This is a genomic window from Parazoarcus sp. PS-13 R2A (genome assembly GCF_057621855.1).
On the sequence record NZ_JBYEXN010000022.1, the window covers coordinates 26,872 to 52,232 of the forward strand.

The 25,361-nt window shown below is 58.4% G+C and carries 14 protein-coding genes and 1 riboswitch; of the genes, 1 reads left to right on the top strand and 13 read right to left on the bottom strand.

Annotated elements, in window-relative coordinates:
• Positions 1-493: 493 nt before the first annotated feature.
• Together avs3b and avs3a are read right to left on the bottom strand one after the other, a co-directional pair.
• Complete coding sequence (avs3b, locus tag AC22G6_RS17720) at positions 494-1,189, bottom strand: AVAST type 3 anti-phage protein Avs3b (RefSeq protein ID WP_487367862.1); 696 nt, start codon at positions 1,187-1,189, stop codon at positions 494-496.
• A complete protein-coding gene (gene avs3a, locus AC22G6_RS17725; protein WP_487367863.1) occupies positions 1,152-7,427 on the bottom strand; it encodes an AVAST type 3 anti-phage nuclease/ATPase Avs3a in 6,276 nt (2,091 codons plus the stop codon). The genes avs3b and avs3a overlap by 38 nt, the downstream gene beginning before the upstream one ends.
• A 1,162-nt stretch (positions 7,428-8,589) precedes the next feature.
• Between avs3a and AC22G6_RS17730 the strand changes: the two genes are divergently transcribed.
• A complete protein-coding gene (locus AC22G6_RS17730) occupies positions 8,590-8,955 on the top strand; it encodes a hypothetical protein (protein ID WP_487367864.1) in 366 nt (121 codons plus the stop codon).
• Between the two features lie 155 nt (positions 8,956-9,110).
• On the opposite strand, the gene AC22G6_RS17735 is transcribed toward AC22G6_RS17730, so the two are convergent.
• The 11 genes from AC22G6_RS17735 to AC22G6_RS17785 all read right to left on the bottom strand — a co-directional run bounded on the left by AC22G6_RS17735 (position 9,111) and on the right by AC22G6_RS17785 (position 25,358).
• A complete protein-coding gene (locus tag AC22G6_RS17735; RefSeq protein WP_487367865.1) occupies positions 9,111-9,602 on the bottom strand; it encodes a regulatory protein ToxS in 492 nt (163 codons plus the stop codon).
• Positions 9,603-9,886: 284 nt separating this feature from the next.
• A complete protein-coding gene (locus AC22G6_RS17740) occupies positions 9,887-10,891 on the bottom strand; it encodes a hypothetical protein (RefSeq protein WP_487367866.1) in 1,005 nt (334 codons plus the stop codon).
• Positions 10,892-11,016: 125 nt separating this feature from the next.
• Complete coding sequence (locus AC22G6_RS17745) at positions 11,017-11,256, bottom strand: hypothetical protein (protein ID WP_487367867.1); 240 nt, start codon at positions 11,254-11,256, stop codon at positions 11,017-11,019.
• A gap of 42 nt (positions 11,257-11,298) precedes the next feature.
• Positions 11,299-11,385: riboswitch (cyclic di-GMP riboswitch) on the bottom strand.
• Between the two features lie 157 nt (positions 11,386-11,542).
• Positions 11,543-12,454, bottom strand: a complete 912-nt coding sequence (locus AC22G6_RS17750) for an ADP-ribosylglycohydrolase family protein (RefSeq protein WP_487367868.1) — start codon at positions 12,452-12,454, stop codon at positions 11,543-11,545.
• A gap of 864 nt (positions 12,455-13,318) precedes the next feature.
• Positions 13,319-16,417 (bottom strand): tyrosine-type recombinase/integrase, encoded by a 3,099-nt coding sequence (locus tag AC22G6_RS17755; RefSeq protein ID WP_487367869.1) that lies wholly within the window; start codon positions 16,415-16,417, stop codon positions 13,319-13,321.
• Positions 16,414-18,933: a hypothetical protein gene (locus tag AC22G6_RS17760; protein ID WP_487367870.1), complete on the bottom strand. Its 2,520-nt coding sequence runs from the start codon at positions 18,931-18,933 to the stop codon at positions 16,414-16,416. Before AC22G6_RS17760 ends, AC22G6_RS17755 begins: the two co-directional genes overlap by 4 nt.
• A complete protein-coding gene (locus tag AC22G6_RS17765) occupies positions 18,926-19,468 on the bottom strand; it encodes a hypothetical protein (protein ID WP_159098105.1) in 543 nt (180 codons plus the stop codon). The genes AC22G6_RS17760 and AC22G6_RS17765 overlap by 8 nt, the downstream gene beginning before the upstream one ends.
• Positions 19,469-19,641: 173 nt before the next feature.
• Complete coding sequence (locus AC22G6_RS17770) at positions 19,642-21,036, bottom strand: Fic family protein (protein WP_487367871.1); 1,395 nt, start codon at positions 21,034-21,036, stop codon at positions 19,642-19,644.
• Between the two features lie 580 nt (positions 21,037-21,616).
• Positions 21,617-23,344: a SulP family inorganic anion transporter gene (locus tag AC22G6_RS17775; RefSeq protein WP_487367872.1), complete on the bottom strand. Its 1,728-nt coding sequence runs from the start codon at positions 23,342-23,344 to the stop codon at positions 21,617-21,619.
• Positions 23,345-23,529: 185 nt separating this feature from the next.
• Positions 23,530-23,889: a RidA family protein gene (locus tag AC22G6_RS17780; RefSeq protein WP_487367873.1), complete on the bottom strand. Its 360-nt coding sequence runs from the start codon at positions 23,887-23,889 to the stop codon at positions 23,530-23,532.
• Positions 23,890-24,074: 185 nt separating this feature from the next.
• Positions 24,075-25,358, bottom strand: coding sequence for an aminotransferase family protein (locus tag AC22G6_RS17785; protein ID WP_487367874.1), 1,284 nt, complete (start codon positions 25,356-25,358; stop codon positions 24,075-24,077).
• Positions 25,359-25,361 lie beyond the last annotated feature (3 nt).

Here is a 25,361-nt window from a genome sequence, read left to right on the forward strand (position 1 = left end):
TGCGTGCGCTCTGGATGCTTGCGGGACGAGCGCTAGGGACAGACCACAGAACCCCAGCCCCCCTCGTGAGCAGAATATTGCTGCCCGACTGCAGCCATCAAACCATCGCGATTGAGCCCGAGTTGCATCCGTAGCCCATCCGGCGGGTTTTGGAGTCATGCGGCCCCTTGAATGTCTTTACCTGATGCACTTCGACCGACCAGTTATGGCCGCAAGTTCCTGTTCGCGGGTGCCGCCAAGACCGGATGCTCGGCCTGCCACAACGCACCTGACCGGCGGCTTAGGCGACAGCGGGCGCAGGCGTGCATCCGGCCAGAAGCGGAAGCATGCGCGGGCGTTATCAAGGTCCGGTCTAGGCTGGAAGCGGAACTAGGCCGGCAAAACCTCTGCCTTGTACTTTTGCCAGTACCTGCAATTGACATGCGAGTTCAGTTAAGCCGCTACTGAGGCGGCAGGTCGTTGTGCCGAGCCCGGGTCACAGTGCGGCTAAAGGTCAAGTGCCGTGGCTGTCTTCGTCCTCTGTAGGCTGGTCGAGCCAGCTCCTGAACTCTGCGGCCACATCGGTCGCCAAGCGTGAAAACGTTTCCAGCTTCTCGACCTTATCCAGCAGTGCTTTCCGTGCGAGTTCGTCGGCATCGGGAGCACTTGCGCCACGTAATACGAACTCGACAACGGGTAGCTCTAACACTGCGTCTGCGTTGGCGTCGATGGCAGCACTGAGCCACGGCACGGCCTTCTCCTCGGCGTCCTCAGCTGCAGCTCTCAGCAGGTACTGAATCAAGGCACGAGCCGCGTAGTCTAGGTTAACCGCAGCTTCCAGGAAGCGATTTCCCGACACCTCAGCACCTTCAAGTTCCTCGTTGCTTGGATGGCGGGGGAAATATCGGAAGCGGGCTGCACTGTCCACGTCGAGCGATGCAAGCGTTCGAAGCAGGGGCTCAAGCTCCCTGAAGGGCCGCACGTGGGGCGGCAAGCTATTTCGGTGCTCCCACAGGCTAAAGATCGCCTCCCTACAAGCATCTTGGGTCGCACCTCGTGCCTCGGGCGAGGCTCGTTCGGCTGCGTCCATTCGCTCTGCAATCACGTGCGCCATCCACTGCGCTAGCAGGTCGTCTCCGAGTTCGAGCTCTTTGACAAGTCGCTTCCCGAGGTCAATCACGGCTTTTGAGCGATCGAGCGATTCCATCATCACCTATCAAGTAGTAGCGGAAGTAGGGCCATGGATACGGCTCGAACTCGTCGTCCGAGCCCCGACGTTGCGGCTTACGACGCACAGAAACACTGAGCACAAGGCAGTCTTGAGGGTATGCCTTCAGCAGCTCCCGTAAGAAATTAAGGTCGCTGCTCAAGCGCGTTCCAGCGACATTTTCCTGTTCTCTTCCGAAACCAACGACCCGCGTCCATGATTCGCTGCGGAGAAACGATCCAGACGCCGAGGCCCAGCGCCGGCCGTCAGCGTCCGCACTCAACCCTAGCTTCTCGATGATGGAAGGGGCTGGTCTCGGTCCGGGGTAGTTGAGCCCGTCGGCCCAAGGGTCATACTCGTCCAGTCGAGCCGGTTCATTCTGGCTCGCTAACCATCCAACAAGCCGGAATAAACCGGTCTTGGGAATATCGGAATCGTCTGAGGCGGGAAAGAAGATGCTGTCGGGTCGCGGCGTGGTTTGAAGCGCGGCGAGCAGCGCGGAGGCTCGATCTTTCGCAACGAGGGCGCTGCGGATGGAGACCGTTTCTTCGTCATCTCTGTGCCCGCTGCTCCAGTATCCCCAAAGAACCTGCAAGCCGTCATCGGTTAGCAACTGCCGATCCAGATACTCAGCGGTCACGCTCCAGCACCAAATCTTGTCACCGTACCCCTGCGGCTTCGGCGGCTCTTCGATCAAATATGGATCTCGCCGGTCTGCGAGCCAACACCCGTCGTTGCGGGTCAACAGCTGCCCTTCGAGCCATTGTTCAAACTCATTCCTGGACTCGTCCTCGCTCTTGCCGACTGAGCACGTTTCCAGCAGTCGAGCGGCCACTATCATCATCGCATGGTACGAATGGTATGCGCGCAGATCATCGACGCGCGGCATGCTGCCGTGAGAGTGATTGGTGCCATCGCTGCGGTAGATTTTCCGCTTGTAGCGCGCATCATCTCGTGCCCTTCCATAGCTCACACCCATTCGCTCGCGCAGCGCCTGTCGGGCGCGGCGTTCCACCGAACCTTCATTGATTCCAAAGGCTCGACCCAATGGCGCGAACCAGTATGGGCCGATATCGATGCCGAAGTAGTACTTCTCGTCATCCGTGATGTCGGACTCATTCGGGGGCTCATCATCGCGAGAGGTGTCGCGCCACCCCGAATATATGTCCAAGGGGAAACGACTGACGTTCGTCCCGTCAAGGCCGGCAATGCTTTCCGCCGAAACAACACCTGAAGCATGCAAGATCTTCAAAGTTTCGACAGCAAAGTGGCGGAGCACAACATGCTCTTCATTTGCTGATGCCTTCAGGAACGAGACAAACGGCTGGACTGCAGTTGGTCGGTCAAGTGCGCCGCGGGCTAGGCCCATGAGCAACCACTGACGGGCATGCCATTCGTAAAACACCAATCCCCGATCAACAAACGGCGTTGCAGAACCCGAGGCGGCGCGGGCCGCGAGGGCCGATAGTAACGGAGTCCAGTCAAGCTCCAAGCACATCCTGACCACATGCGCAGTCTCCCATCGCTCGGCCGCCGTAGGCGATCCAAGGCCGACCCACAGATAGCCAGCCAACGCTTCGTCGCAGGACGGCGGAGGCATCAACCCGTCGTGCCAGGGGCCGTCGCCGTCTTCAGGGCGAAGAACGTCCTCAAGTAGGCTCAGTCCAAAATTCAGCACGTTGTCGGCGTCCTCCGGAGAAAGGCAGGAGGCCAAGGGATCCGCCAGCAGAAAGAACTCCCCTGCGTCGAGCGTGTCGATCTGTCCTGTAAAGCCCTGCAGGATGGCAGCGACCACGTCCTTGTCGGACACTATGCCTTGCGCGGAAAGACGCTTGGAGGGGAAAACACTTCCCCAACCACGACGTCGGGCATACTCGGGGGTGTTTCGACATGCGGCCAGGGTTGCCTCGCGTAACGCCTTGCGAAGTGAAAGCAACCTTGCGCCTGTTTCGGGAACGGCATCTAGGAGATACCTCAGCTCGAAGACGCCGAAGTCGGGCCACGCTGCAATGGCAAGGACGAACTCGGCCATCTTGCCCGGGCTGCTGTGCTGGAAGCCCTCCTTGTAGAACTCTTCCAGCTGGTACGGCGGATCGAAGGTCCTGAGATCGGCGTAAGCTCGTCGCAGCGCTTCTGAATTGGCAAGGTCAATGCCGCCGAACAGCTGATTCCAATCGGGATCCCTCCGTTCGACGGCGTTATGGGGCGTGTCTGGCGGCTCAGACTGCGGGCTCGCCACAGCAACGGCAGACCGCGTCGCCGCAAGCAACCTGTCGATGTCCGGCAACTCGACGCCGAGCTTGCTCGCAAGCTCGGCAAGGCCCGCCCAGGTCGTCTCGGCCTGAGGGGCAACGCGCATATAGCGATACCCGATCTGGAGCACCGCCCTTTGCCGGGCGGGATGGGTTTCCGCTTCGACAGCCCGCTTGACGTCATCGAGACCATCCCATTCCGCATTTAGTCCTGACAACGCGACTGGCGCGATTGCGGGTAGCCGACCGGCTCGAACGAGGCTGTACACGGCCGTTCTGAAAAGCCTTCCGGCGGACCCGAAGTCCCTATCGCGCCACCGACTCAGGATGGTCAGCGCCGACGGGGCGCAAAGGCCGAGGAGCGCATCGACCGTTCGCCGCCAGTCGAAGTGCTTGTCGCGGGCTACGTACTCATACGTCAGCTCGGCGACCCTGGCGAGACAATGCGCGGACCGTGGGCGGGGCTGATCCTTCTGCGCGCTGGCCTCGGCCAGGTGGAGTAATGCGGACCAGCGATCCAGGTTCTCGTCGCCAATACGACTGGAGATCTCGATCGCCCGATTGAAGTAGGCCGCGGCCTCGGTGCTGCTGGCCTGGAGAACGGCACGAGCCAAGCGCTGATAGGCATCGGTCCTTACTTCAGCGCTCTCCCGCGAGGCCTCCAGAGACTCGAAGGCCGCCACAGCGAGTTCCAGCGCGAGACCAGAAAGCCCCTCTGTCCGGGCAGCGATCCGGCACATGGCCGTGAGGGTTTCGGGCCAGAGAAGGTTTTCTTTGCTGCCGATCCAAGCGCGAAGGGGGACCACGAACGTCGCCGCGGTCGCGGAGGCATCTCGTAGGACGCGGACCCACTCGATGGCCGCTACTTGCTGGACATTGAATAGGTTCTGATAGTCCTGAGACGCCGCGCTAGTTGTTACCTTGAGCGTGTCTTCAAGGGCTTTGCTCAGGTCTGAGGGCGTTCGTCCGCATGCGATCTCGGCGCCCAGTACAAACCAAGGCAGAACGCCACCGGTCAGCTGTTCAAATGCGGCGGTGTCGGCACTCCGGCTGTGTCTATCTTTAACCTCCAGTTCCTTGCGGACATCGGGCGGTGCGATAGCGAACAGGGAAAGCTGCTCCCCCCGCAATGCCGCCTCCAGCGCGTATGCTCTCAACAACGGTGCGCGGTCTGAGCGGAAGCGGTCTGAGAGTTCCGACGGTGGCTTGTCCGGCAGATGGCGCCGCAGAATCTCCGCCCACACCGCGTCGTTACGGGGAAGGACACGCAGTGACACTGATATGGCAGCTGTCACCGCCTCTAGCGCCTCCCAGCGGTCGTCCCACTGCATCGAGGAGTCCTGCAGCCGGATTCGACGATCCGTCAAAGTACTCATGAGCCGTGCCAGCGGCTCGGGCGGAATGCAATGGCCAACGCGGGATGCTTCCGCCACCAATCCAAGCAACAACCACAGGTCGTTCGTTCCATGCCTTGCCAGCGAATCGAGTTGCTCGTACTGGCCAAGGTCCATGAGACGCTGTGCGAGTCGCTTGCTTGCCCTGAGGACCAGACGACGCGGCCTCCAACTCCTGAGGAAATTGGCAGCAGCCTCCGGCCCCAACACTCGCAGATGAGCCATCGCGAGTTCTGCCCGATCAGCGTCGTCGACGCGCTCATCCTTCCTTTCTTCCGAAGGGCGTCGCGACCACGCAGCTAACCAGTCCATCGCCATACGCAACCGACTGCCGGCCTCCGCCAAGAACTCGCTGCGGCCCGAAAGTAGGCCGGCGTCGTAGGCATGGTGCGCCCCCATCCAGTGCGCGCCGAACGTGCGCCTCGACACGAGTTCGTCGATTCGATCGGGGGACAGGAGGGTGGCCGCGATATCGGTGTTGTCCTGGATCAGCCTCGTCTGACGCGCCTCGCCGGCCGCTTCACCGCCAGCCTTAAGTGCCAACTTCGCCGCAGCGGCGTACCGACCGTTTTGCAGGCACGCCTTAAGCGCAAAGGTCAGCCGTTGGAGTTCTACGTCCCGCCGTTCCAGTGGATTCGTGATTGGCAGGCCTTCTTCTGACAGCGCCAGCTCGACCAATTCATCCATGTGTCCAGCCGAAAGAAGCAGTTGGGGCAGGGTCGAGGCAACGTAGGAACTGTCTTTTGCAAGCGGCCTTAGTCGCATAAGGAATGACGCTAGGTTCGCGGGGTCAGGCTTGAAATGCTCCCGAAACCATGTTTCGGCCGGCTCATCGAGGAAGTGGAGGCTGCCTCCCTTGACGAGTAGCGGGCGGCCGAGGTCAAGCGCAAAACTCCGAACAGCGCTCTCGGGAGTGCTGGATATCTGAGCCAGAACCGAAATGGGCACCAACGGCCGAAGCAAGGCCAGTCCTTCGCAGATGAGATCAATCTGCGCCGACTCGACATTGCCAACTTGATCCTTGAGCTTGTCGATGGCTCGTTGCAGCAGCTCGCCGATGGCTCTTTCGACTGTAGATGGCATTGGACCGAGCTCCCTGAGCATCTGCTCGATGGGCAGCTGCCGGCTCAGCGCCAAGGCTTGGACACGAGGGTTCGCACTGCTGAGAACGGCGAATTCGGCTGCGTTCGCGTCAGTTGCCTCAGGGTACGTGCGTCGCAGGAACTTCGTCGTTTCCGCCTGATTGAAAGGTCGCAACTCGATCTGGTGGGCGTCAGGAGGGGCGCCAAGGCGCTCCCGACGGTGTGTTCTGCAGGTGAAGGCGAGCCTGATGCCGTCAGGGAATGGCGTGCGGATCAGATCCCGGACGAAGGCAGTCTCACCTCGCTCTTCGGCGGCCATGTCGGCGTTGTCTGCGGCGTCGATGATCAGGCACAGACTTGCCTGGGGATCCCGCGCACGCAGCAGCCCGATAGCCTGCCTGAGCCTGCCGCTGAAGGCGCGCATGAAGAGCTTGGCGTCCGCATGTGCGGACGGAATCAGTGGGTGGCACAGGCCTTGGGCTGCAAGCTCGTTGGCGATCTGCACGAGCGCGTCGCGATGTCGATGCCTGAAATGCAGTGCGTTCCGATAGAGGCCGTCGCCGAAGCAGTCATAGAGGACGGCAATGGAACCGCTGGGCATGGATGCCGCAAGGCGTGAAGCGAGGACAGACTTGCCAACGCCGCCCTCCGCATGGAGAACGATCGGGTGCGTTGCCGCGAGGAGCGCACTACGGATTTCAGCTTCCTGATCCCGCGGTAACATGTCGAAGGGGGCGACGATCAGGCAAGGCGCTGGAAGGAGATCCGACTCTGTGGCCTTCAACGCGCGCAGTACGTCGTGGCGGCGAATAGCAGGATCGGCGGCGAACTCGGAGGTGGCCTTGCGTGCAACTAGCTCCTTGAGTTGCACCGGGGAGTCAAAGTCCGCGTCGGCTAGATAGATGCCGACGTCTTGGACGAGCAGGTTCCGCTGAGCCCAAAGGCCAGGTTCACCGCCATCCGCGGAGAAGATATTGAAGAAGTCGGCCGCGAGAGAAGCAGCCAGCTGCGTGTGCCGAACCAGTGTGGCCTGGATGGTCGGATGGCGAGGCGCCCCTGCGCTTGCCAAATCTTCGAGAGCCTCTTGAACCTTCTGCTCAATCGGCCGGTTAGTCGTGAACTTGAACCGGAACCTCTCCTTGAGGGTCGAGGCAGGGAATCGCTGCAGAAGGCCGGAGAAGCGCTTTGCGAATCCTCGCAGGGTCTTCTTGAGGCCGCTTGCCGTCCAGGGCTCCTGGGCGTGCCTAGTCGAGTGTTTGAGCTGGACGTATTGGACGCTGCGGGCGTCTTCCAACACCTCGCTGCCGTAATAGAGACCGACGTCGATCAGTTCGTCGCCATCCTCCACTGACACTGCGCCTTCCGAGGTCGATGCCCCTTCGATCGAGACGGCAACAAGGTCTCCCGAACCGGGCAACAGGGCGAGGCAATGGCGCGCCGCCCAGTGGTAGTGAAATTGATCCCCGTCTCGACTCGGCCGCACCAACTCATGGTCCGCCATGTTTTCGGCCACCCCTCCCTAATGTCATGTGACAAGTTTAGCGAAACTCCCGCACTCCAAGGGGCAACTGGACAAGCAGCGACAGAATAGCTATTTGAAACGGAATACGAACACCGCGTAGATTCACCCACGTTGGCTACGTCATGTCCAAGCTGGCTTGGACGGCTGGAATCTCCGGCGGGAGTGAGCCAACGTCGGCTATCGCTGCAAACCGGCAACTCGGACCGCCGATGCGAAAGGCAACAACGGGTCGGGTCCGCCTGCAGCCTGAAGTGACAAGCGGTCATTGACCTCAACAAGCAGGTGAGCGGCAGGTGATCGGCACATTGCCGCCCGAGGCGGGCCAGAGGCCCAAGGTCAGCATTGGCCGAAGTTCTGCCGCTCAGCCGTGCCTTCCTCCGGTGACTCCCCGCACATGCTCAGCCACCACGAAAGCTGTGGATTGCACAATCCACAACTTCGACCTCCAGCCCGTGCTGGTGCGAAAATCGTCAACGCAACTCACGACGTACCATGCTCATGGCAGCCTTATTCACTCGAAGGCTTGAGCACGGCGCTTATTCGTAGCAAATTTTTCATTGAGCGATCATGCACCAGTCCTGCCCGAACCGCATAAATTTATTTGCTACACCATCACGGCGCCTGGAGACCACATGAGCATTGAGAAGCGAGTCGCGCTACTTACCACTGACGGGCAGACGCTCTTCCCCTATAAGCAAAAGCAAGCATCTACGGGTCGATACGGTTTCGCTGCGTCCACACCCGAGCACGGCAGTGATCGCTAGGGCGGCGGTTACTACACGGAAGACGTCGATGAAATCGTGAGCGGTCTGCTCTTTAAAGGCTGGGGCGTGCGGGCGAAATCGGAGAGCAATAACGGAGTCGTCCGCGAGGGCAGTTAGAAACTTGGCGAACGTGCCATCCGTGGTTATTGGCTCGCACCCGAACTCCGTCATCTCGCCGTCGGCCCAGCGATTCCACCCGCAACTGATCATCCGGCACTACCGACACACTCGTCAGCGTCCGAGAATCGCCCGGATCTGGAGGCTATCGAGACAAAGAGTGGTGAGGATTACCTGGCGGCATTTGAAACACGCTGTGCGAGCGGATTGGCGGGCGACACCCCTTTGTTAGAGACGCCGAAGGCCTTGTTCTGAGATCCAGACCCGTTGCGATGCACGCCGAGCACGGCGTATCTCACCGAGTGTGGTGCGCCGACCCCGAGCAGATCGTCCTTTCCTGGCCCGACTACTTCAGCCCAGCAGCGCCCATTCACATTGCGCTGGCTCAACTCGATATCGGCAGCAGCCTCACCCTGCGCCCTCGTGAGAGCGGTAACGGGTGGGAACTAGCGGATACAACGGGTATTGCAGTCGCGAGAATGTCGTCGAAATTCCGCCCTCCACAGGGCGAGATCATTGCGGTACGCATCGCTGCGGTCCTCGTGCGTCACGCAAAAGAGAACGAGCTGGAACGGGTGAAGTGTCGATGCTGGGAACTTGTGCTGCCCGAGATCGAGTATGTGCCGGACCCGGGCTAGGTCGTCTGCCGATTGAACATGATCGGTAAAGGCCACTTGGAGTGCTCGGCTCTGGCTGAGCACCGAATAGCCGAACCGCCGGCCAAGGCCCCTTTCTCCGCTAGGCTAAACGGCAACTTCCACTATTCTTGAGTCTGCCGGTTTGCCCCCGCATTTCAAGGCTTCATTTCCTTCTTGATGCAGTTGTAGCGCTGACCGTTAGACTCACTTCTTGCCGAGAGCACAGTATCGGTCAGCTCTAAAATTTCAGCAGACTCAGCCATGTTCGTAGGAAACATCTCCTGAACATTAAATAATTTCTCCAACTCAGGATGACTCAAGCTAACGACTTTCAAATCAGTAAAGGTACTCACAAGATAATTTTTGTCAATTTCCCATGTTCCAGTTGAAGCGATCGAGTACTCAACAGGGGGGGTATCTTTAGAAAACAACATAGTCAAAGTACCGAAAGAATTGAATCTTCCGTTTCGGACGTAGGTGTCTTCAGAAACAACCTTAACCTCAATTCCGCTTTCAACTATAGAAACATCGCAACTCCAAGTTCCAAATAACTGTTCGCGCTTGCCGGAAGACTGATTCACGTCGGTAGCAAATGCAGATGAGAATGTAAGAACCATAAAGACTGGAATATAATAATTAAATTTCATCGCTTCTGCACGCCCTAATAAATATTAATAATATCTTTTTGCTAATGATTCGGCGGTTTAAATTTTTAAGTCCGACCCGGAGTTGCACTTCAAACTCGAGACCGACATGTCATGCTGTGGAAGGTCGATACACTCGACAGCGCTAATCAACCCATCAGTAGTCCAGCCCATGTCTAATCTCCAGTGAAAACAAAGCCCTCGCCTCGTTCAAACGAAATACGGGGAAATGAGCCGAAGAAAGAAAGTGGTTACTCAGCTATAATCCCAAAAAAGAGCGGAATTCACTACTTTGCAAGTACAGCCTCAGCTATATTTCCGGGGTACTGCCCTACCTTCTCAGCCTCTGCGAACGCGGTCAGAATCATATTCATCTGAGGATTCTTGCTTGATAGTGCTAGTGCCGTCTCACCCCTGCTATCCGGACCACTCGGACTGATTCCACACGCGGCAAGAAAAAGTCTAACCGTCAGATAATCATTGCGTCGCGCAGCATCTACGAATTGATCCTGGTCGTAAAACTTAAAGCCCATCGCGGTTAATTCTTTTCTTGCACCTACAAGGGAGAGATCAATGGACGACGGCTTGCTCTCTTTAGCTGCAGGCTGATTGACATTCTGAACGACAGGCTCGGCTTGTGTTACCACAGGCACTGTCTTGGCCGGCATCAGGGCTGCCACCGCCGCTTTATCCGGCTCCTGCACTGCCTTTCCCGGCGCCTCGAGTCGCTCAACGAGTACGGTTGGAATATTCTTCCTTATCGCCTCAATGCTTTCGGTGAGCTGGCTAGTAATGCGATCACCGTCATCGCCTCTGATAGCTTTTGTGATTCCGTTAAACAATCCACTCGTCAGCGATTCCGTTTTCTTCATAACTGTGAAGATGAGATAAACCTTCACGCCACCCTTGAACGAGTACATGCACGCCTGCAGAATCTCTGCATTAAAATAAAATGCGTTTTGCACCGGTGGTGGCCGCTTAAGCACTTCGGCGTATGCCGCCTCACATTGGTATTCGATCGCCGGCGTCCCCTGCACATAGACCTGTTTTGAAGTTGGCTGAGCCGGTCTTGCCGGGGCTTCTGTAGGCAACGTACGATAGTTCAGATTTGCAGGAATGGAGAACTGCGCAAGTGCATCCTGCACCTGGTTTGCCACATCCTGCGGTTGCATTTCGGGAATGACCAACTCAGCCTTTCCGGTCTGAATGTTAAGCTGGTCGCGCAAGTCCTGAGCAGACGCAATGCAGGACAACAAAGAAATCATCGCAGCGGCAAACACTCGAACTTTCATTTTCTCAAGCTCCCGTATGAATACATAATTTCGTTATTTTTTGGAGATGTTCGGACCGTAATTGCGCCGCCGTTGAATACCTGGCGCAAAAACATTCAACTGACGGTAGCGCACAACCTGATCTTCTATTGCTTTTGAAGGGCTGCTTTTTTTTCGATAAAAAGCGGCAGCGTCAATCCGCTGAAGTTCGAGCGGTTGCCACTCGAAAATGCGGAGATTGTCAGGTTGGTCACACGACCGGGACCTCGTGGCCCAGCGTCGACGAGGTCTTGCTCGCCAATCGCTTCATCAAGGGGAAATAGTGCTGTGGAGTGCGTGCAGGAATTGATCCTGCTGTGCCGGGAGCGTCGTACCTGCTTGCTCATGATTCCTCCATAAAGCCGGGATACAAGGAGGAATAGCTTCAACCGTGCAACCCGGCTGCCAGCCCATGAATGGGGTAAGGCCCGATGGCTTTGCGCCCTGCACTTTCGTGCAGTTTGCCCTTGTTAAAACTTACGACAGCTAGATGCTAGCAGATCAATTGATTACGCAAATAGGGTTTTTTGAGAACTGTGAAATATTTCACGAGAAGCCCACGACCGATTATGGGCAGTCAAAAACCAAGATCATCTGCGCTGCCCTATCCTCTCATCCGCAACACAGTCCTGACTAGACAATGAGCTCCGCCAGCCATTGCCGCGCTTTTGCGTCCAGACCTTGCGCAGCGCCCGCGAGCCCACCGGTAACGCACGCAACGGTGTCGGTGTCGTTGCCTAAAGAAATCGCTTTCCGCAATGCCTCACTGATCGTGCCACTGCCCTCGAGTGCCCAAATGGCAGACCAGAAGGTGTTGAGGGCATAACCCGTACCCGTGGGCATAGCCGTTTTCTCGTAATCGAGAATGCTCGAGAGTGCGGCCAAGCCTTGGGCCGACAAGACGCCCCGCTCCCTCAACCGTGCGCCAGCGCGTGCCACGGCCGCAGACCAGTTGACCGGCCATGCGCCAGCAACCTCCCAGCACAACTCAACATACAGCGCACAAATCACCCGCGCCTTGCGATTGGGGTGCGTCACCGCCGATTGCGCCATGGCCGCAGCCAAAGCCATCGGCTCGGAGATGCCAAACCAGTCGGGCAAAGCCGCCACAGGCAATACGCGCATCAGGCTGCCATTGCCGCATGCGTTTGGGTCCAATGCAAGGGGCGCGCCCTCCGCCAATGCCTCAAGAGCGTGGCGAGTCTGGATGCCGCAGTCGAACACCACGCCACCCGCCTGAAACCTCGCCTCGCGCATCCATGCCAAAAGATTCTGACCGAACAGGGCCGCATCATAGTGCCCATCACCGGCCTTCAGCGTGGACAAGAGCGCAAGCATCTGGCTACCGTCATCGGACCAAGTCCCGTAGGGAATGGCGCCATAGGTCTTGGGATATTCCCTCGGCATTCGCATCTCAATGGCGTTTGGGAGCGGAATATCCTTCCCTGCCTTAAACTCATGCGGGACGCCAAGCGCATCGCCCACCAGTGCACCCCACACCGCATCACGCCAGCGCAGCGGGAGGCTCTCGATCAATTTAAGCATACGACCTCCCCTGTGCTCAGTTTCAGCGCGTACCGTACCCCCTCATCGTCGGGTCGCGGGTAATGCACTGAAATCCCCTCTCCTAGGCCGACAACAGCCACACGAAGTCCGGGTACGCCCGACTCGCCGAGGCGTCGTGCATCCAACACCCGCCAATGCGTCGTCATCCGCTCAAGCAGCGTCTCGTCACTGACCATCTGCGTGTAGTGGACGACGTCTGAAGGTGATTTGGCATCTGTAATCTGTAAACAGCAATCCAAGCAGCAATTCGGATTCAGATTCCGAAAAACGCTTGCTCAGTTGATACACATCTCTGTGGGCGGCTATAGAGTCGCTTGCCCCAAAGATCGGCTACGTACCCTAGACGCTACTGGGCTTGGTCATCCCCTACGCGGTGGATTCGGGCGTGCGCGATGGTGAAAGTGTGGATTGCGCAATCCAGGCGAACTTTATGAGGTTCTGCGCACTTTTCCGATTTATATGCAGGAAAAACCCCCTTTTGTTAGCGCGACAACGTGGCAACTCGGATGCACGATGTGCCCACGACTCAACTAGCTACGGTGATTGAAAGCCGCGAGCCACGCGACGGATCCCGCCATCGCATCCTTCGAATTCTTCGACAGGAGCGGGAGCATGTCATCGCGGTGAAATCACATACCCCGGCAGCGTCTGCGAGATTCTTCTTCGCACAGTGATTTGCGAGTTTTGCCAGTGTTCTGGTGGGGCCAATGCCAACGCATACCGCCAATCCTAGCTGACGAAGTTGCGGATGCTGGCCGACGCGATTCTTGGTTCGATGGACGCCAAGTTTTCGGCGGCGTACGCGAAGACCGGACGCCCCTCGATTGCGCAGGCACCGACAGTCTACGAGGGCAAGTGGTCAATCAAACGTATCCACGCTGCCGCATGATTCAACCCCCGAACACGCCCTTCCCAGTGCTGCCCCGTAGGCCGGGTATCTCGGATATCCAGTCGCAAGAGCACCCCCTTCATCTCTCGCTTTTCCCATTCGAGCGGTTGATAATCGATCGCCACACGCAAGTTGTTTGCGTGATTGACCGCGTGAGTGATGAAATCCGGAGACTCCCTGATAACCTCTGGACACCGGACGACAAGCGTCATTTCGGCGACATCGACTCCCAGGAGTAAAAGGCCCTTCAGGATCATCTCGAAGTCGCGACCCTTCGACCCAAAGTAAAGCTTTCCCGTCCTGGGGCCCGTGCGCTGAATCAATGCCTCTGCAACAGCGCTCATTGCCGAACGATTCTGTGCATTGACGGCTGAGCCGTGCGCTTTATTGACAATTTTGAAGTACTCCTCCTGCTGACTCTTGGTGCGCGGAGGACGGGGAACGGGGGTCGTAAGCTTTGCGTGTTGGACTGATTGCTTCGCGTACATGCGGCTGTATGCTTGGGCAGAGGCCTTGATGGCATTGGCTGGGATCAGGTAGATCGCCTCTAACCTTTGGACGGGTGTTCCCGAGAAATATCGACGAAGCAGCGTTATCAACAACGACGGTGTGGGTAGGGTCGGTTTGATCAGGTCATTGAGCCCGGGCAGTACCGGTGGTGTGGGTGTCTGCTCAAATATGGGTGCAAGCGTTTTGGCGCGCACCGCGACATGGTGACGTAGGAATGCCGCCGCGCTATGTGTGAGATCCCGATACTCCCGCTTGTAGGGCATGGAACTCGATAGTCCGCAGAGGCGGCCAAGACCCGGTCCGCCCAACTCGCGCAAGTGATGATCCAGTCTCAGGTCGAGATATCGCCCGCTGATCCAGTCGAGTAAGTGAATGTAGCTTTGACACGTTGTGCTCGGACTCAAGTGACCCATCAATGCCGCCACCTGAAAGAGATGGCGGCGCTCGGGGTAGCGCTCGGAGCCTGGAATCGTCGGATAAAAACATGCGTGCAACAGGGCTAGACGTTCACGATCGAGCAGATGCGAGTCGAGAAACGGCAGTTTGGGTGTCAGTAACTCTGGCGCATCTGTTGAGAGCAATGCAAGCAAGAGCCAGTTGGCAAACGAATGCCGCAAATGATGAAAGCGAAAGCGCACCCCAGTCTTCCCCGTGATGGCGGTAAAGAGTGCTGTTACCGGATCGATCAGCGTGGAATACGGAGTGGGTATCCAAGGGGCATCGGGGCTCGCGAAGAGCAAGCCATCTTGCTCGTCAACCTGGGCTTTCCTTCGTTCATGGAAAGCCATCAATGTTTTCAGCTCATCAGCCGGCAGCAGTGCGCGAAGGGGGATCCTGCGCTTGGATGCATTGGATTTGAGAGATGCAAGCCGCGATGGTCGAATCAGCAGAAAGGGTTCTGGTCCTGGATGGATGTCCTGGACCCTGAGCAACTGAATTTCACGTCGTCGCAGACCTGTGCGGTAACCCAGCGTGCCGGCGAGCAAGACCGTTTCTGCTGCGGGATGACTCTGCTCCGCCTCAAGAGCCTGTGCGAAGCGTCGGAAATCACTTTCCGTGACGAGATTCGCTGATACCCTGACACTTCCAGTGGCCACCCAACCGTCCAGTTCGCGCAGATCAATATCAGGGACTCCCCCCAGAAAAAGGTAGTCGTGGAAGTCCCGAATGCGGCCCCAGAAGTACGCCCGGCGGAACTCAGAGTCGACTCGCCTGGCGGCGAGTTCATACAACGTCTCGAAGTCATCGATCTCAAGATCAAGAAGATCGAGATCCTCCGCTTCAAAGATTAGATGCACTGCCAGGGTTCTGAAATAAGTTTGCGCACTGGATGCCTTGATCTTTCCAGATGAACAGTTAGGGTCCAGTCGCCACATTGCCCAGCCGATCAGCGCATGGGTGATCGGCCACAACCGCCCTTGGTTCTCCTCAATAATCTCCTTCAGACGATCGATTGCCCCTTTCCTGTTGTTGAGCGCCTTGCACACGAGTCGGGCGATACTCATCTGGCTTTTACGTGGCAAGTCAGGATCGAAATTGACACTTAGTTCGATGGTGACTGACTTGCCTAGGTAAGACAGATCGTTTTTCACTGAAGGCTTGTCGGGCGGTTTGTCTTCCGCTGAAGGTTCATCGCCACCTGGAAGACTCGCGCCCAACACTCGTTGGAAAACGAGATCTGGCAGGGAGTGACTTTCCAGGTCGTCTGCAAGATAGGCCGCAACGAAGCCTGGCGTTGAAAGCGCGGTGGCGACGCGCACGGCCCGCAGCAGGTCTCTAAGCTCCCCTTGCCATGGTGGAAGCTCGAGTCTTTTGAACGTCAGCTCAAGACGGGTCCAAAGTGCAGCGCGATCCGTGCCGGTAGGGTTGGCCGGATGAGACAGCTGGCCACTCTCAAGCGCTTTGGTAAGCAAAGTTGCTGTGAGTGCGTCGGGATACCACCGGAGGGGGCGCGCGCGCTCCGATCCGGGCACCGGCAGGTTGAGCGTTGCCCAGAGCACACCATTGATCGCTTGCACGGCATCAGCGCGCAGGCCAAGAAGCGCGTCAAGTCGCCCTAGGGAGAGTATTCCGCCATTCAATAAGGCGGAAATCAGAAACGCTTCGTAGCGTTGTCTTTGGTCAAGCGGGCGGCAGAGTCGATCCAGAAAAGCAGCTTCGATGGGACGAAGGTGCGTGAGGAGTTGGAAGTCTCGCCTCACGAAGGCGGCTCGCTCGGGAGGGAGCTTGACTCGTTGCGACCCCGGACGAATGTTCCAGCGCTTCAGACGGTGACCTTCTGAAAGCAGCGTGTCCCACCAGTTCCCGAGAATCCGGTGGGCGTTCAGCTCGGATGAGATGGCGAGAAGGCTGGATAAATGGCGTTCGAGCATCTCCGGGGTATAACCGGGTTCTGATGTTCCGCTCCAAAGGTGCGGCACGTTTGTAGCCATCCAGGTACAGAAATCACCGAACAGGGATTTTCGTTTCTTCAGATCTCTCGGTGTGGCGTCGCTCGCCCACTCTGGCCAGCGGGTGTTCCGTTCTTGGGCCGATCGAGTCATGTGGCACAAACGCTGCGCAAGAGCGGACTGGAAAGAACCCGAAAGCCCGATGCGTCACATATTTTGGTAATGGCCGCGCCGGCCAGGCGTTGCCATTGCAGGGGCGGGAGCGAACTGAATCGATCCCAAGGTCCCTCGCCACGCTCGGCATGCCCCAGCGTCGCGTTGATTACCGGACCCGGAACGCCAAGGTGAAGCATCTCTGTTCGGAAGAAATGGCGAAGTGCTCCGATACGTAGTTGCCAGGTGGTGCCGAGTAGGTGTTGAAGATCTGCCGGGAAGGTTGGCGTGAGCTTGCTGTTTTGTTTGCTCAAAAGGAACAGGGTGGGGATGGTGGCGTCGATAAGTTCAATATCCCGGTTCCGATCCGGGCTCGCATGCGAGGACAAGGGGGCAAGCCGCTCGCGGGCATCGAGGTGATCGATGCCTTCCGGGTTGGTGAGGGCAAGATACTGCCGAAGGCGCGTCACGTGATCGCCGTATGCGTTGAGTTGATCGAGGAGCATCGGATGGATCCAGACGATTCGTGATCGTTCGTAGCGCTCGTTATCCTTGTCGCTGATGAAGCACAGGCCCGTCCCAGGGTCGATGTCGAAGCTGGCAGGCAGCAGGCTCGATACGCCGCGCAGCTCCGTTGTTGCGAGCAGGAAAAACGCGCAATAGGCCGTGTAGGCGTTATGTCTTTCGATGAACATCGCCCCGGGTTCCGATGCGAGCGTCGCCACGGCATCGATGGCGGTGAGGACGGTAGTGCGCACGCTCGTGCGTGTTGGTACGTGTAGCGAGCCAACATGCATCAAGCCAAGCGCACGAGCGCTTGTAGGTGATATCGATGCGGTGGAAGGCGGCGGCCTTCCGGCGAGTCGGTAGAGGTGGGAGCAGGCATTTGCATGAAGGCTCTGGAGGCGACTCACAGGGACGCCCGAGTACACACAAGGATTATGCTGATTAGGTGGCATGCCGCGAAAGTAGAATTCGAACACGCGGTCGTACCCGCCGAGTTGGGCCATGAACTTGGCAATCAAACGCCCGACGCGTTCCGGGTTTAGATTCGTTCCGCGCGTTTTGTTGAGGCCTGCGAGCAGCTGTGCAAATTCGGGTTCGTAAGATCGTTGAAATAGCTGCTCCCCCGCAGGCGCAAGCTGGCCCAGTGTGTTTGCAAGTGCAGGCGGTAGCTCAAGGTCGAAGCCTTTGGCTGCGGGCAGGGTTCGCATTGGCGAATCGCCCTCGATACGCGGTGCTACATGCCTCGGAGATTCGACGGGAAGCCAGATACGCGCAGTTGCTCGCATCCAGACCATATTGGACGGAACACGGGACGAGTTGCGTTTCGCTGTGCGCGCATTTCTGACCTCCAGCGCTTTTACAGCTTCCGGCGTTCTTGACAAGAACAGCCGGCATGCTGCCCAGGCGGCCACGAGCGGTCTGTCGGCTTCGCGGATTTCTCGCCAGTCCTCAGAGCACATGTCACCGATCAGAGCCAGCATCAGATCCATCTCGAACCCGGACAGCGTAGCATGGGTGATGGGGAGTTGTTGGTTCGCCAAGGTGATGGCCTGGGCAGTGTAACGTGCAACATTGCGTGCCAGTGTGCGACGGTCGGCTCTGTTGGCTGCAGAGGCTGCCCGTGGCGGAACGGTGAGCAGCATGCCTCGCGTCGGTGCATCCTCCGGAGGAGAGAAGTCTTGGTCACGGTCGCCTTTATGGCTCAAGCCCTCATCGTCGGCGAACTGCGTGACGTCGATATCAGGCATGGCGTCGTCTGATTCAAGCGTGCGCGAGATGGCACGAGTGGCTTCAGACCCGCCGATGGCGCCATGCCGGCCAGCCTTGTGCGTTTTGGCTTTGCCGCCGGTCCAGCCGTGGCCGTGCACCTCCCAAGTGCCAGTCTCAAACCATTGCAGTGCCCGGTGCAAATATCCAAGATTCCTCAGTTCCCCGGTCACCTGTGGTTTAAGTCCCAGTTTGTGCATGTGGGTGTCGAAGTCCGCGAGTAGCGCCTGCGGATGCATCGGCTCAGTGGAGAGTTTGTAGAGAAATGCACGCAACGCTTCGTCCGGCCGATCAGTCAGTTGGCGCAGACTGAGGCCGACCTTGTAGGCAGCGGTGGGAGCAGTCTGGATGAGCGCTCGGTCTCGCTCAAGCTTGATCTGAACGGGGAACATTGATGCGAGTAGTGCACCGTACTGTTGCACAATCTCAGTGTCCGCACAGTAGTGCCAGAAGACGCAATAGTGGGGGTGGGACGTGTAGTAACCTTTGAGGGTTTTTTGGCCGCCTCCGGATGCGTCCGGAAAATACTGCAGGACGCAGGATTCGGCATCGATGATCTGCTCAAGCGCTGACACGCTCTGGCTTAGCAGGTCCTTGTGCTGTTTATCAATCACGAACATGAGTGACCGCAATACAGGAGCAAGTCGCCTGGCTACGACCAGAATCCCGACCAGGTCATCTGGGATCCGCATCATGCGGGCGAGTGGCGCAAGTAGGCTCATAATCTCCTCGCGGCTATTCATCGGAGATGCCTCGGTCGCTGGAGGGCTGCTCGATCGGTGACGGCTCTGCGTCCTCGAGAAAGTCAAGCGTAACGCGTTTTTCCGGCGGTGCTGTCCCGGCAGCGAGGGTCGGTACGGTACGTCGGTGCATTGTGGTGCGCGACATGTTGACAAGGCGTCCAATCGCAGCATCATCCGCGACATCCACGTAGCGATCAGCCGTGGCGCGCAAGGTCTGGTCATTCTTCAGGGCCGTGGCGATCATCGCGAGATCGTCGGGGTCGGGTCTGCTGATAAGCTTTACAAGCAGCGTGTCAAATACCTCAAAGTCCTCTGTGTTGGGCAGAGAAGCATCGTGCGCGACACATAGCGCCCAGGTGCGGTAGTCACGGGGATACTGTTCCAACAGGAGTTGCAGGGTCCGTCGGCCGGCGAGTAGTTTGAACCGTTGCTGGTTTGAGGTTTTGCGGTCCGAATCCTCGGAGACAACAAGCGGTTGAAGCAATAACAGCAGAGGAAGTGCCGCAGGCCGCACGGTTGGAATGGTTTGGGGCAAGTGCCGTAATCCAACGCACCAGGGTCGCGTAGGGGACGGAACATCGATCTGACTCAGGCGTAACTTTACAGTCCGAGGTATATGCATGGTCCAGGCTTCCGGGGGTGTGGGCGTTGCGCGTTAGCGGTAGTTCGTCGACTAACGTTGCCAAATCGGCGGTATCAGATTGCCCGTCAGTCTTCTCCGCGCACTTGTTGCCAGGCCAGGTACTCCGAACGGCGCAGACGATAACGGGCGACGCTGCCTTCATGCAAATGCGCAATCGCCGCCGTGAGCAAATCTGCGAAGGCTTCCTCGTCGGACGCCTGCGCGTTTTGCGCGGCGAGTCGAGCGATCACCGCTTCGGTTGGCGGTTGCAGGCCCTTGACAACGGCTTGTACGGCTTGAATCAAGGCTTCCCGATATTTGATCTTCAGCGGATCAGGCTCGACCATGGTCTGGGTCATGGCCAGATAGCGCTGACACGAGCGCTCATAGGCCCAGACGAACACGTCCCTCAGAAGCTCGATCTGGTTCAGTTCGTACACGCCCAGCGTTCCTTCAACGTAGGCGCGCTCGGGGACGTCGATGAACGACATCGGACACAGGTTGCCCTTGATTAGCGGGATGTTGGCACCGATTCGCGAAACTCGTTTGTTCACGTCTTCGAATGGCTGCAGGTAGGGCAACTGCACCATGAGAAAGAACGCTTGCTCAAACGGGTCCGGGATGGCGGCGGCCTTGTCCAACAGCACGGTGAAGCAGTCTTCGATCACCTGCGGCATGGCCACGGGATGAAACACCGTGCCGGAAATATCCACCGGCCGCCGGCGCAACCGACCGCTGGCGTCCGGGTCGCGCATCAAGTCCTGCGAGAGTACTGCGTGGAGGTTCGTGAACGTGAAGACGTCGAAGCCCACCTCGTCGGTGTTCTCGACGAGCATCTCGATGGCCGCCTTGTGATTCAGGATCATCTGCGTCTCAATGGCATCCTTGCCCTGCGCGATCTGACCGAACTCAATCAGGTTCTGGGTATCGAGGCGGCTGTAGGTGTTGCCTTCCAGTTTGGAGGAGGCCCAGGACAGATCCACCAGCAGTCGGCCAAGGATTTCGCGGGCATAGGTGCCCGCAGGACGTTCGCCGACTGGGGTATGTCCCATTTCGTGAAGCTGGCTGCGCAGTGACTCGGGCAGATAGAACGTGGCGCCCGGCTGATAAGCGTCGAGGAACTCCCGCCGATAGCCGACCGGCTTACGGTGCATCAGTGGCAATCTGACCCGGTCCCGAATGGCGGCCGCGTCGGGGGAGACTGGCACATACAAGTCTGCCTCAGGTACCTTCCCACTGTTGGCTCGGGCCACGGCATCAGCGCTCAGCTTGTAGACCAGCGCGATACTTTCGCCTTCGGTCATCAGTCGCTGCGCGTCGATAAGCTTTTGCAGGCGACGCTGCAGTGTTCGACGGTTGGGTTTCGAGCCCTGACGACGCTCAAGGGTTGCCTCGATGGCGGATATACCCAACCCCTTCGGGTGATCCGCGACGATGGACTCGATGAGTTCGAGTTCTTCAGTAGGGGTAACCCGCGGCATCAATCCGTCCTCCAACGTGTGTAATGACCTGCAGTGGCGTCAAGGCGCGACAACGCGCGACATTATTGCGTCGCGCTAAGTGTCGCTGATCAAGCGAATAGTGTCACGAGGCAATCGGAAGTTCTGCTTGGGTGCCATTCTCGGGTGGCGTATGTGGCGCCTGAGGGGTGTTGGGCTTGCTCTGGTGAGGCGATCTAGCAAATATCCCCAGCGACCCGCCCCGCTTATGTTCCAAACTGGAACATGCAAGATTATACCCCTTGACTTTGTTTAGCTGCTCAAGGATTATCGCAGCAAAGGAAAGCAAGGGTCATCCTCAGCCGACCGGCGAAGTAGCACAGTTAGCCGTGAATGCGTTGTTAAGCGTTATAAAACAAGACAATGCAATTTAGCTCAGCCCTCTTCAGGCATCCCATAAGCCCTGACTTCGTAAGAAATTCATCCCCTAAGCAGGTTTAGCGGCTCATGCGCCCCTCTAATCGGCGAAGTCTCCGAAGGCAGGGGTCGGACGTTCGAATCGTCTCGGGCGCGCCAATTCATGATGAAACTGGGCACTTCTACGGAAGTGCCCAGTTTCATTTCAGCCACAGCGTGGCTGAACGCAGGGAGTCCCCTCCCCGGGGCATTCGAGGAAGGTCCTGGCGGTACATCGCGCGCAGATCTGCGGATCGAGAGAGGGGACGATTGATGCCAGTGCATCATGCTTGCTGTCGAAGACTCGATCTTTCCCCAGCCGTTCGAGAAAGCCGGTGCGCTCCCACACGGCAACGACGCGCGCACGAGGCCGATGAAAGTAAAGTGCGCCCCCCATTTTCCGCCGCACGTCATCCTCCTGCTCCCATACCCTGGCGCCCGCCTGGTCGATGAAGTTCATGCTCTTCACCATGACCAGCAAGTGCTTCTGTTTGGGCGAGCACTCGCGGTAGCGGCGCAACGTGTCGCTCACCTGCTGAGTGGCGCCAAAATAGACGGACCCTTCCATGCGCACCAGTTTGAGCTGGGGGCATTCGGGCTCGACCTGATCGAGTTCGGTCAGGGGCGTGAAGCGCCGCCCCTGCGGGACGGGCACCAGCACCCGCATTGCCGGGCGTGAGGTCTGGTAGAGGTAGAAGATCAGCGACAGACCCATGCCGATCAGGATCGCCAGTTCGATCCGCGTGACGAGGACTGCGCCCCACGTCACCACCATGCACGCCGCCTCCTGCATGTTGAACTGCAGGGTTTCCCGGATCCGGGGGATATTGATCAGGGTCCAGGCGACGTAGAGCAACAACGCGGCGATGGTGGCCATCGGCAAGCGCTCAAGCAGGCGCTCGCTGAGCGCGACGAGCACCAGAAGAATCAGCGCGGAGGCCACAGCCGCCAGCGGCGTGCGCGCACCCGCCTCGAAATTCGGCATCGAGCGGTTCAGCGAACCGCACGAAAGATAGGACGAAGAAAAGCTTGCAGCAACATTGGCCAGGCCCTGGCCGAAGAACTCGCGATTGGCGTCGATGTGCTGCCCCGACCTGTCTGCGATGGCCTTGGCGATGGAGATCGACTGACCAAGCGCGACCACGGCAAGCGCCAACGACAGGCCGACGACCTGGCTCAGCTTCTCCAGGTCGAAGTCCGGCAAACTGAGTGGCGGAATGATGGACGGAATGGCGCCCATCTGAACGTAACCCGGACCGCCCAGGGCCGCGCTCGCGGCGGCAGCGGCAAAGCCGCTGGCCAGGCCGGTCAGCATCGCTGGCCAGCGTGGAAAGAATCGCGCGACCAGCACCGTCACGATCACCGTGACCGCCGCAACCACGAGCTCCAGCGGGGCCAGCGCCCCTTCCTCAGGCCAGACCAGATCGCGCAGGTCGATACCCGCATGGTAGGCGATCAGGCAGGCCGCACCTGAGGTGAAGCCCAGCAAAACCGATGGCGCGATGAAGTTCGCGAGCACGCCAAGTCGGAACAGGGCGACCAGCAACTGCATGAGGCCGACCATGAAGGTCGCCGTAAATACCAGTTGCAGGTACTCGGGACTGCCGGGTGCAGCGAGCGGAGAGAGCATTGCGAACACGGCCAGCGAGTTCGCGTTGGTCGGGCCGGAGACAACATGGCGACTCGAACCGAAGAGCGCCGCCGCGATGCAGGGCAGAATCGCCGAGTAGATGCCATACGCCGGCGGCAGTCCCGCGAGGCGTGCGAACGCGACCCCCTGCGGCAGCACCAGCAGCGCCCCCAGCAGACCGGCGATCAGGTCGCCTCGAGCCGTGGTCGCGTCGAGCGACTTCCACCAGCGTTCGCCGGGGGGAATCAGGTGGCGAAGCTTCATCCAGCGCTTCCTGGTTCTCGTTGCCACATGCGATCGCTGCAGCTTCTCTTGCAGGGACGACCCGGTTCGCAATCCATCGAACCCCCAGCGCGAGCCTCGATGCGCACTTCGATATGCGTCGGCAAGGCCGGATGCGCATCAAGCGCCACCGATTCCGCGGTCATGAATTTGTGCTGCGCAGAAGGTCAGGCTTCCGCCGCCACGACCGTCATTTCAACGAGCAAAGCGGGAGAGGCAAGACGTGCCTCGACCGTCGTTCGCGCAGGTGCGCATCCTTCTGGCACCCAGCTCTCCCATACCGTGTTCATTTCGGCAAAGCCATCCAGAGAACTCATGTGAATCAGCACCGAGAGCAGACGGCTACGATCGCTGCCAGCCTCGGCGAGCAATGAATCAATGCGCGATAGCACCTCGGTTGTCTGTGCGCTGATATCTGTCGCAGTGCTGCCCATTGCAGTTTGCCCACAAAGGTAGATCAATCCCCCATGGCGGACAATCTTGCTCATGCGGGCGTTGCAGTGGCTGCGTTCAATGGCTTGGGTCATAGGAGTGTTCCTCTGGTTGGTAAGTGTGAAGAAGTGATGTGTAGCGCCGTTTGACTCGGCATCGGCTGATGCGCCGATGTGATGAAGTCCCGGATTCACAGGACGGCTTGCGTAGCGCGGGGTATCAGTGTCGGACGATGCCGCAGCGCCTGGCGCTGGGCATCGCCTTCAGTCCCGACCAGGCGTCAACCGCCGCGGTCCACATGCTCCACGGCTTTGACAAGCGTCGAGCAGGCGAATGAAATTTCCGAACTCGACGAATTCAGTGGCGGATTGATTCTGATGATTCCTGCAGATGCTGCGACGATACAGCCATCGTCCTCGCATCGCGCAGCCACCATCTTCGCCACTTCCGGCGCTTTCCACTGGTCGAGATCAGAAAACTCTACCGCCCACATGTGCCCCGCTCCCCGGATCTCCTTGATTGAGCGAAGACCTTCAAGTGGTTTCAGGGTGGCGTAGAAGATTTCTGCATTCTCCTCTGCGCGCTTGCACAGGCCGTCACGCGTTGTGATCTCGATGTTCTTGAGTGCAATCTCGCAGCCGACTGGATGTCCAGCCATCGTAATCACCTTTTTCAACGGAACCTTTGATTCGCGCAGTTCCTTGTAAAGTGAATTAGTGACCGCTACCGCTGCTAATGGAAAGTAGCCTGCGGTGATACCTTTGCCCATTGTGATGATGTCTGGCCGGATGCCTTCCTTCTGAAACGCAAACCATTGCCCGGAGCGTCCAAAACCGGTAATCACCTCATCCACGATGAGCGTTATATCGTGGCGCTGGCACACCTCATGAATGATGGCCAGATAGCCGTCAGGCGGTACGATCACGCCGCCGGCGAAATTAATCGGTTCGACGATCATGCATGCGATATTGTCCTGGCCGATCTGAGCAATACGCTCTTCCAGCAACAACTGGATCTCCTGCGTCGAAAACAGCTTTCCTGACGCCGGATTTCGCGCACACGGCACATGAACGAAGTCGGGGTGATCCGAATATCCTGATACGCGAAATGCCTCGTAGCCTGTTGCGAACTGGGCCTGCCCCATGTTGCCGTGATAGCTGCGATCCAGCGCTATGGCGATGCGCTTTGCGGGTTTTCCAGCCCCTTCCCAGTGGCGACGCGCGATGGTCATCGCGATTTCATTCGCAGAAGAGCCGCTTAGTGCGTACTTGATTCTGTAGCCGCCACCGAGGAGGTCCGAAACCCGCTCGGCCAGGGCAAGGCTCGAATCGCTGTAATGCTCAGGCGAACAGTACGACAGGGTCGCCAACGCATTGCCGGCGGCCTCCATCAATTCGGGATGCGCATGACCGAGGTTGAGGCAACTGTGACCAGATACGGCCTCAAACGCGCGTCGGCCATCATCGAATTGAATCCAGCCCCCCCGTCCGGATTTGATCAACGTTGGGGGAACATCCTTACCCTCAAAATCCTCGACCCACTGAGCCGCTTCTTGGTAGTTCATTGA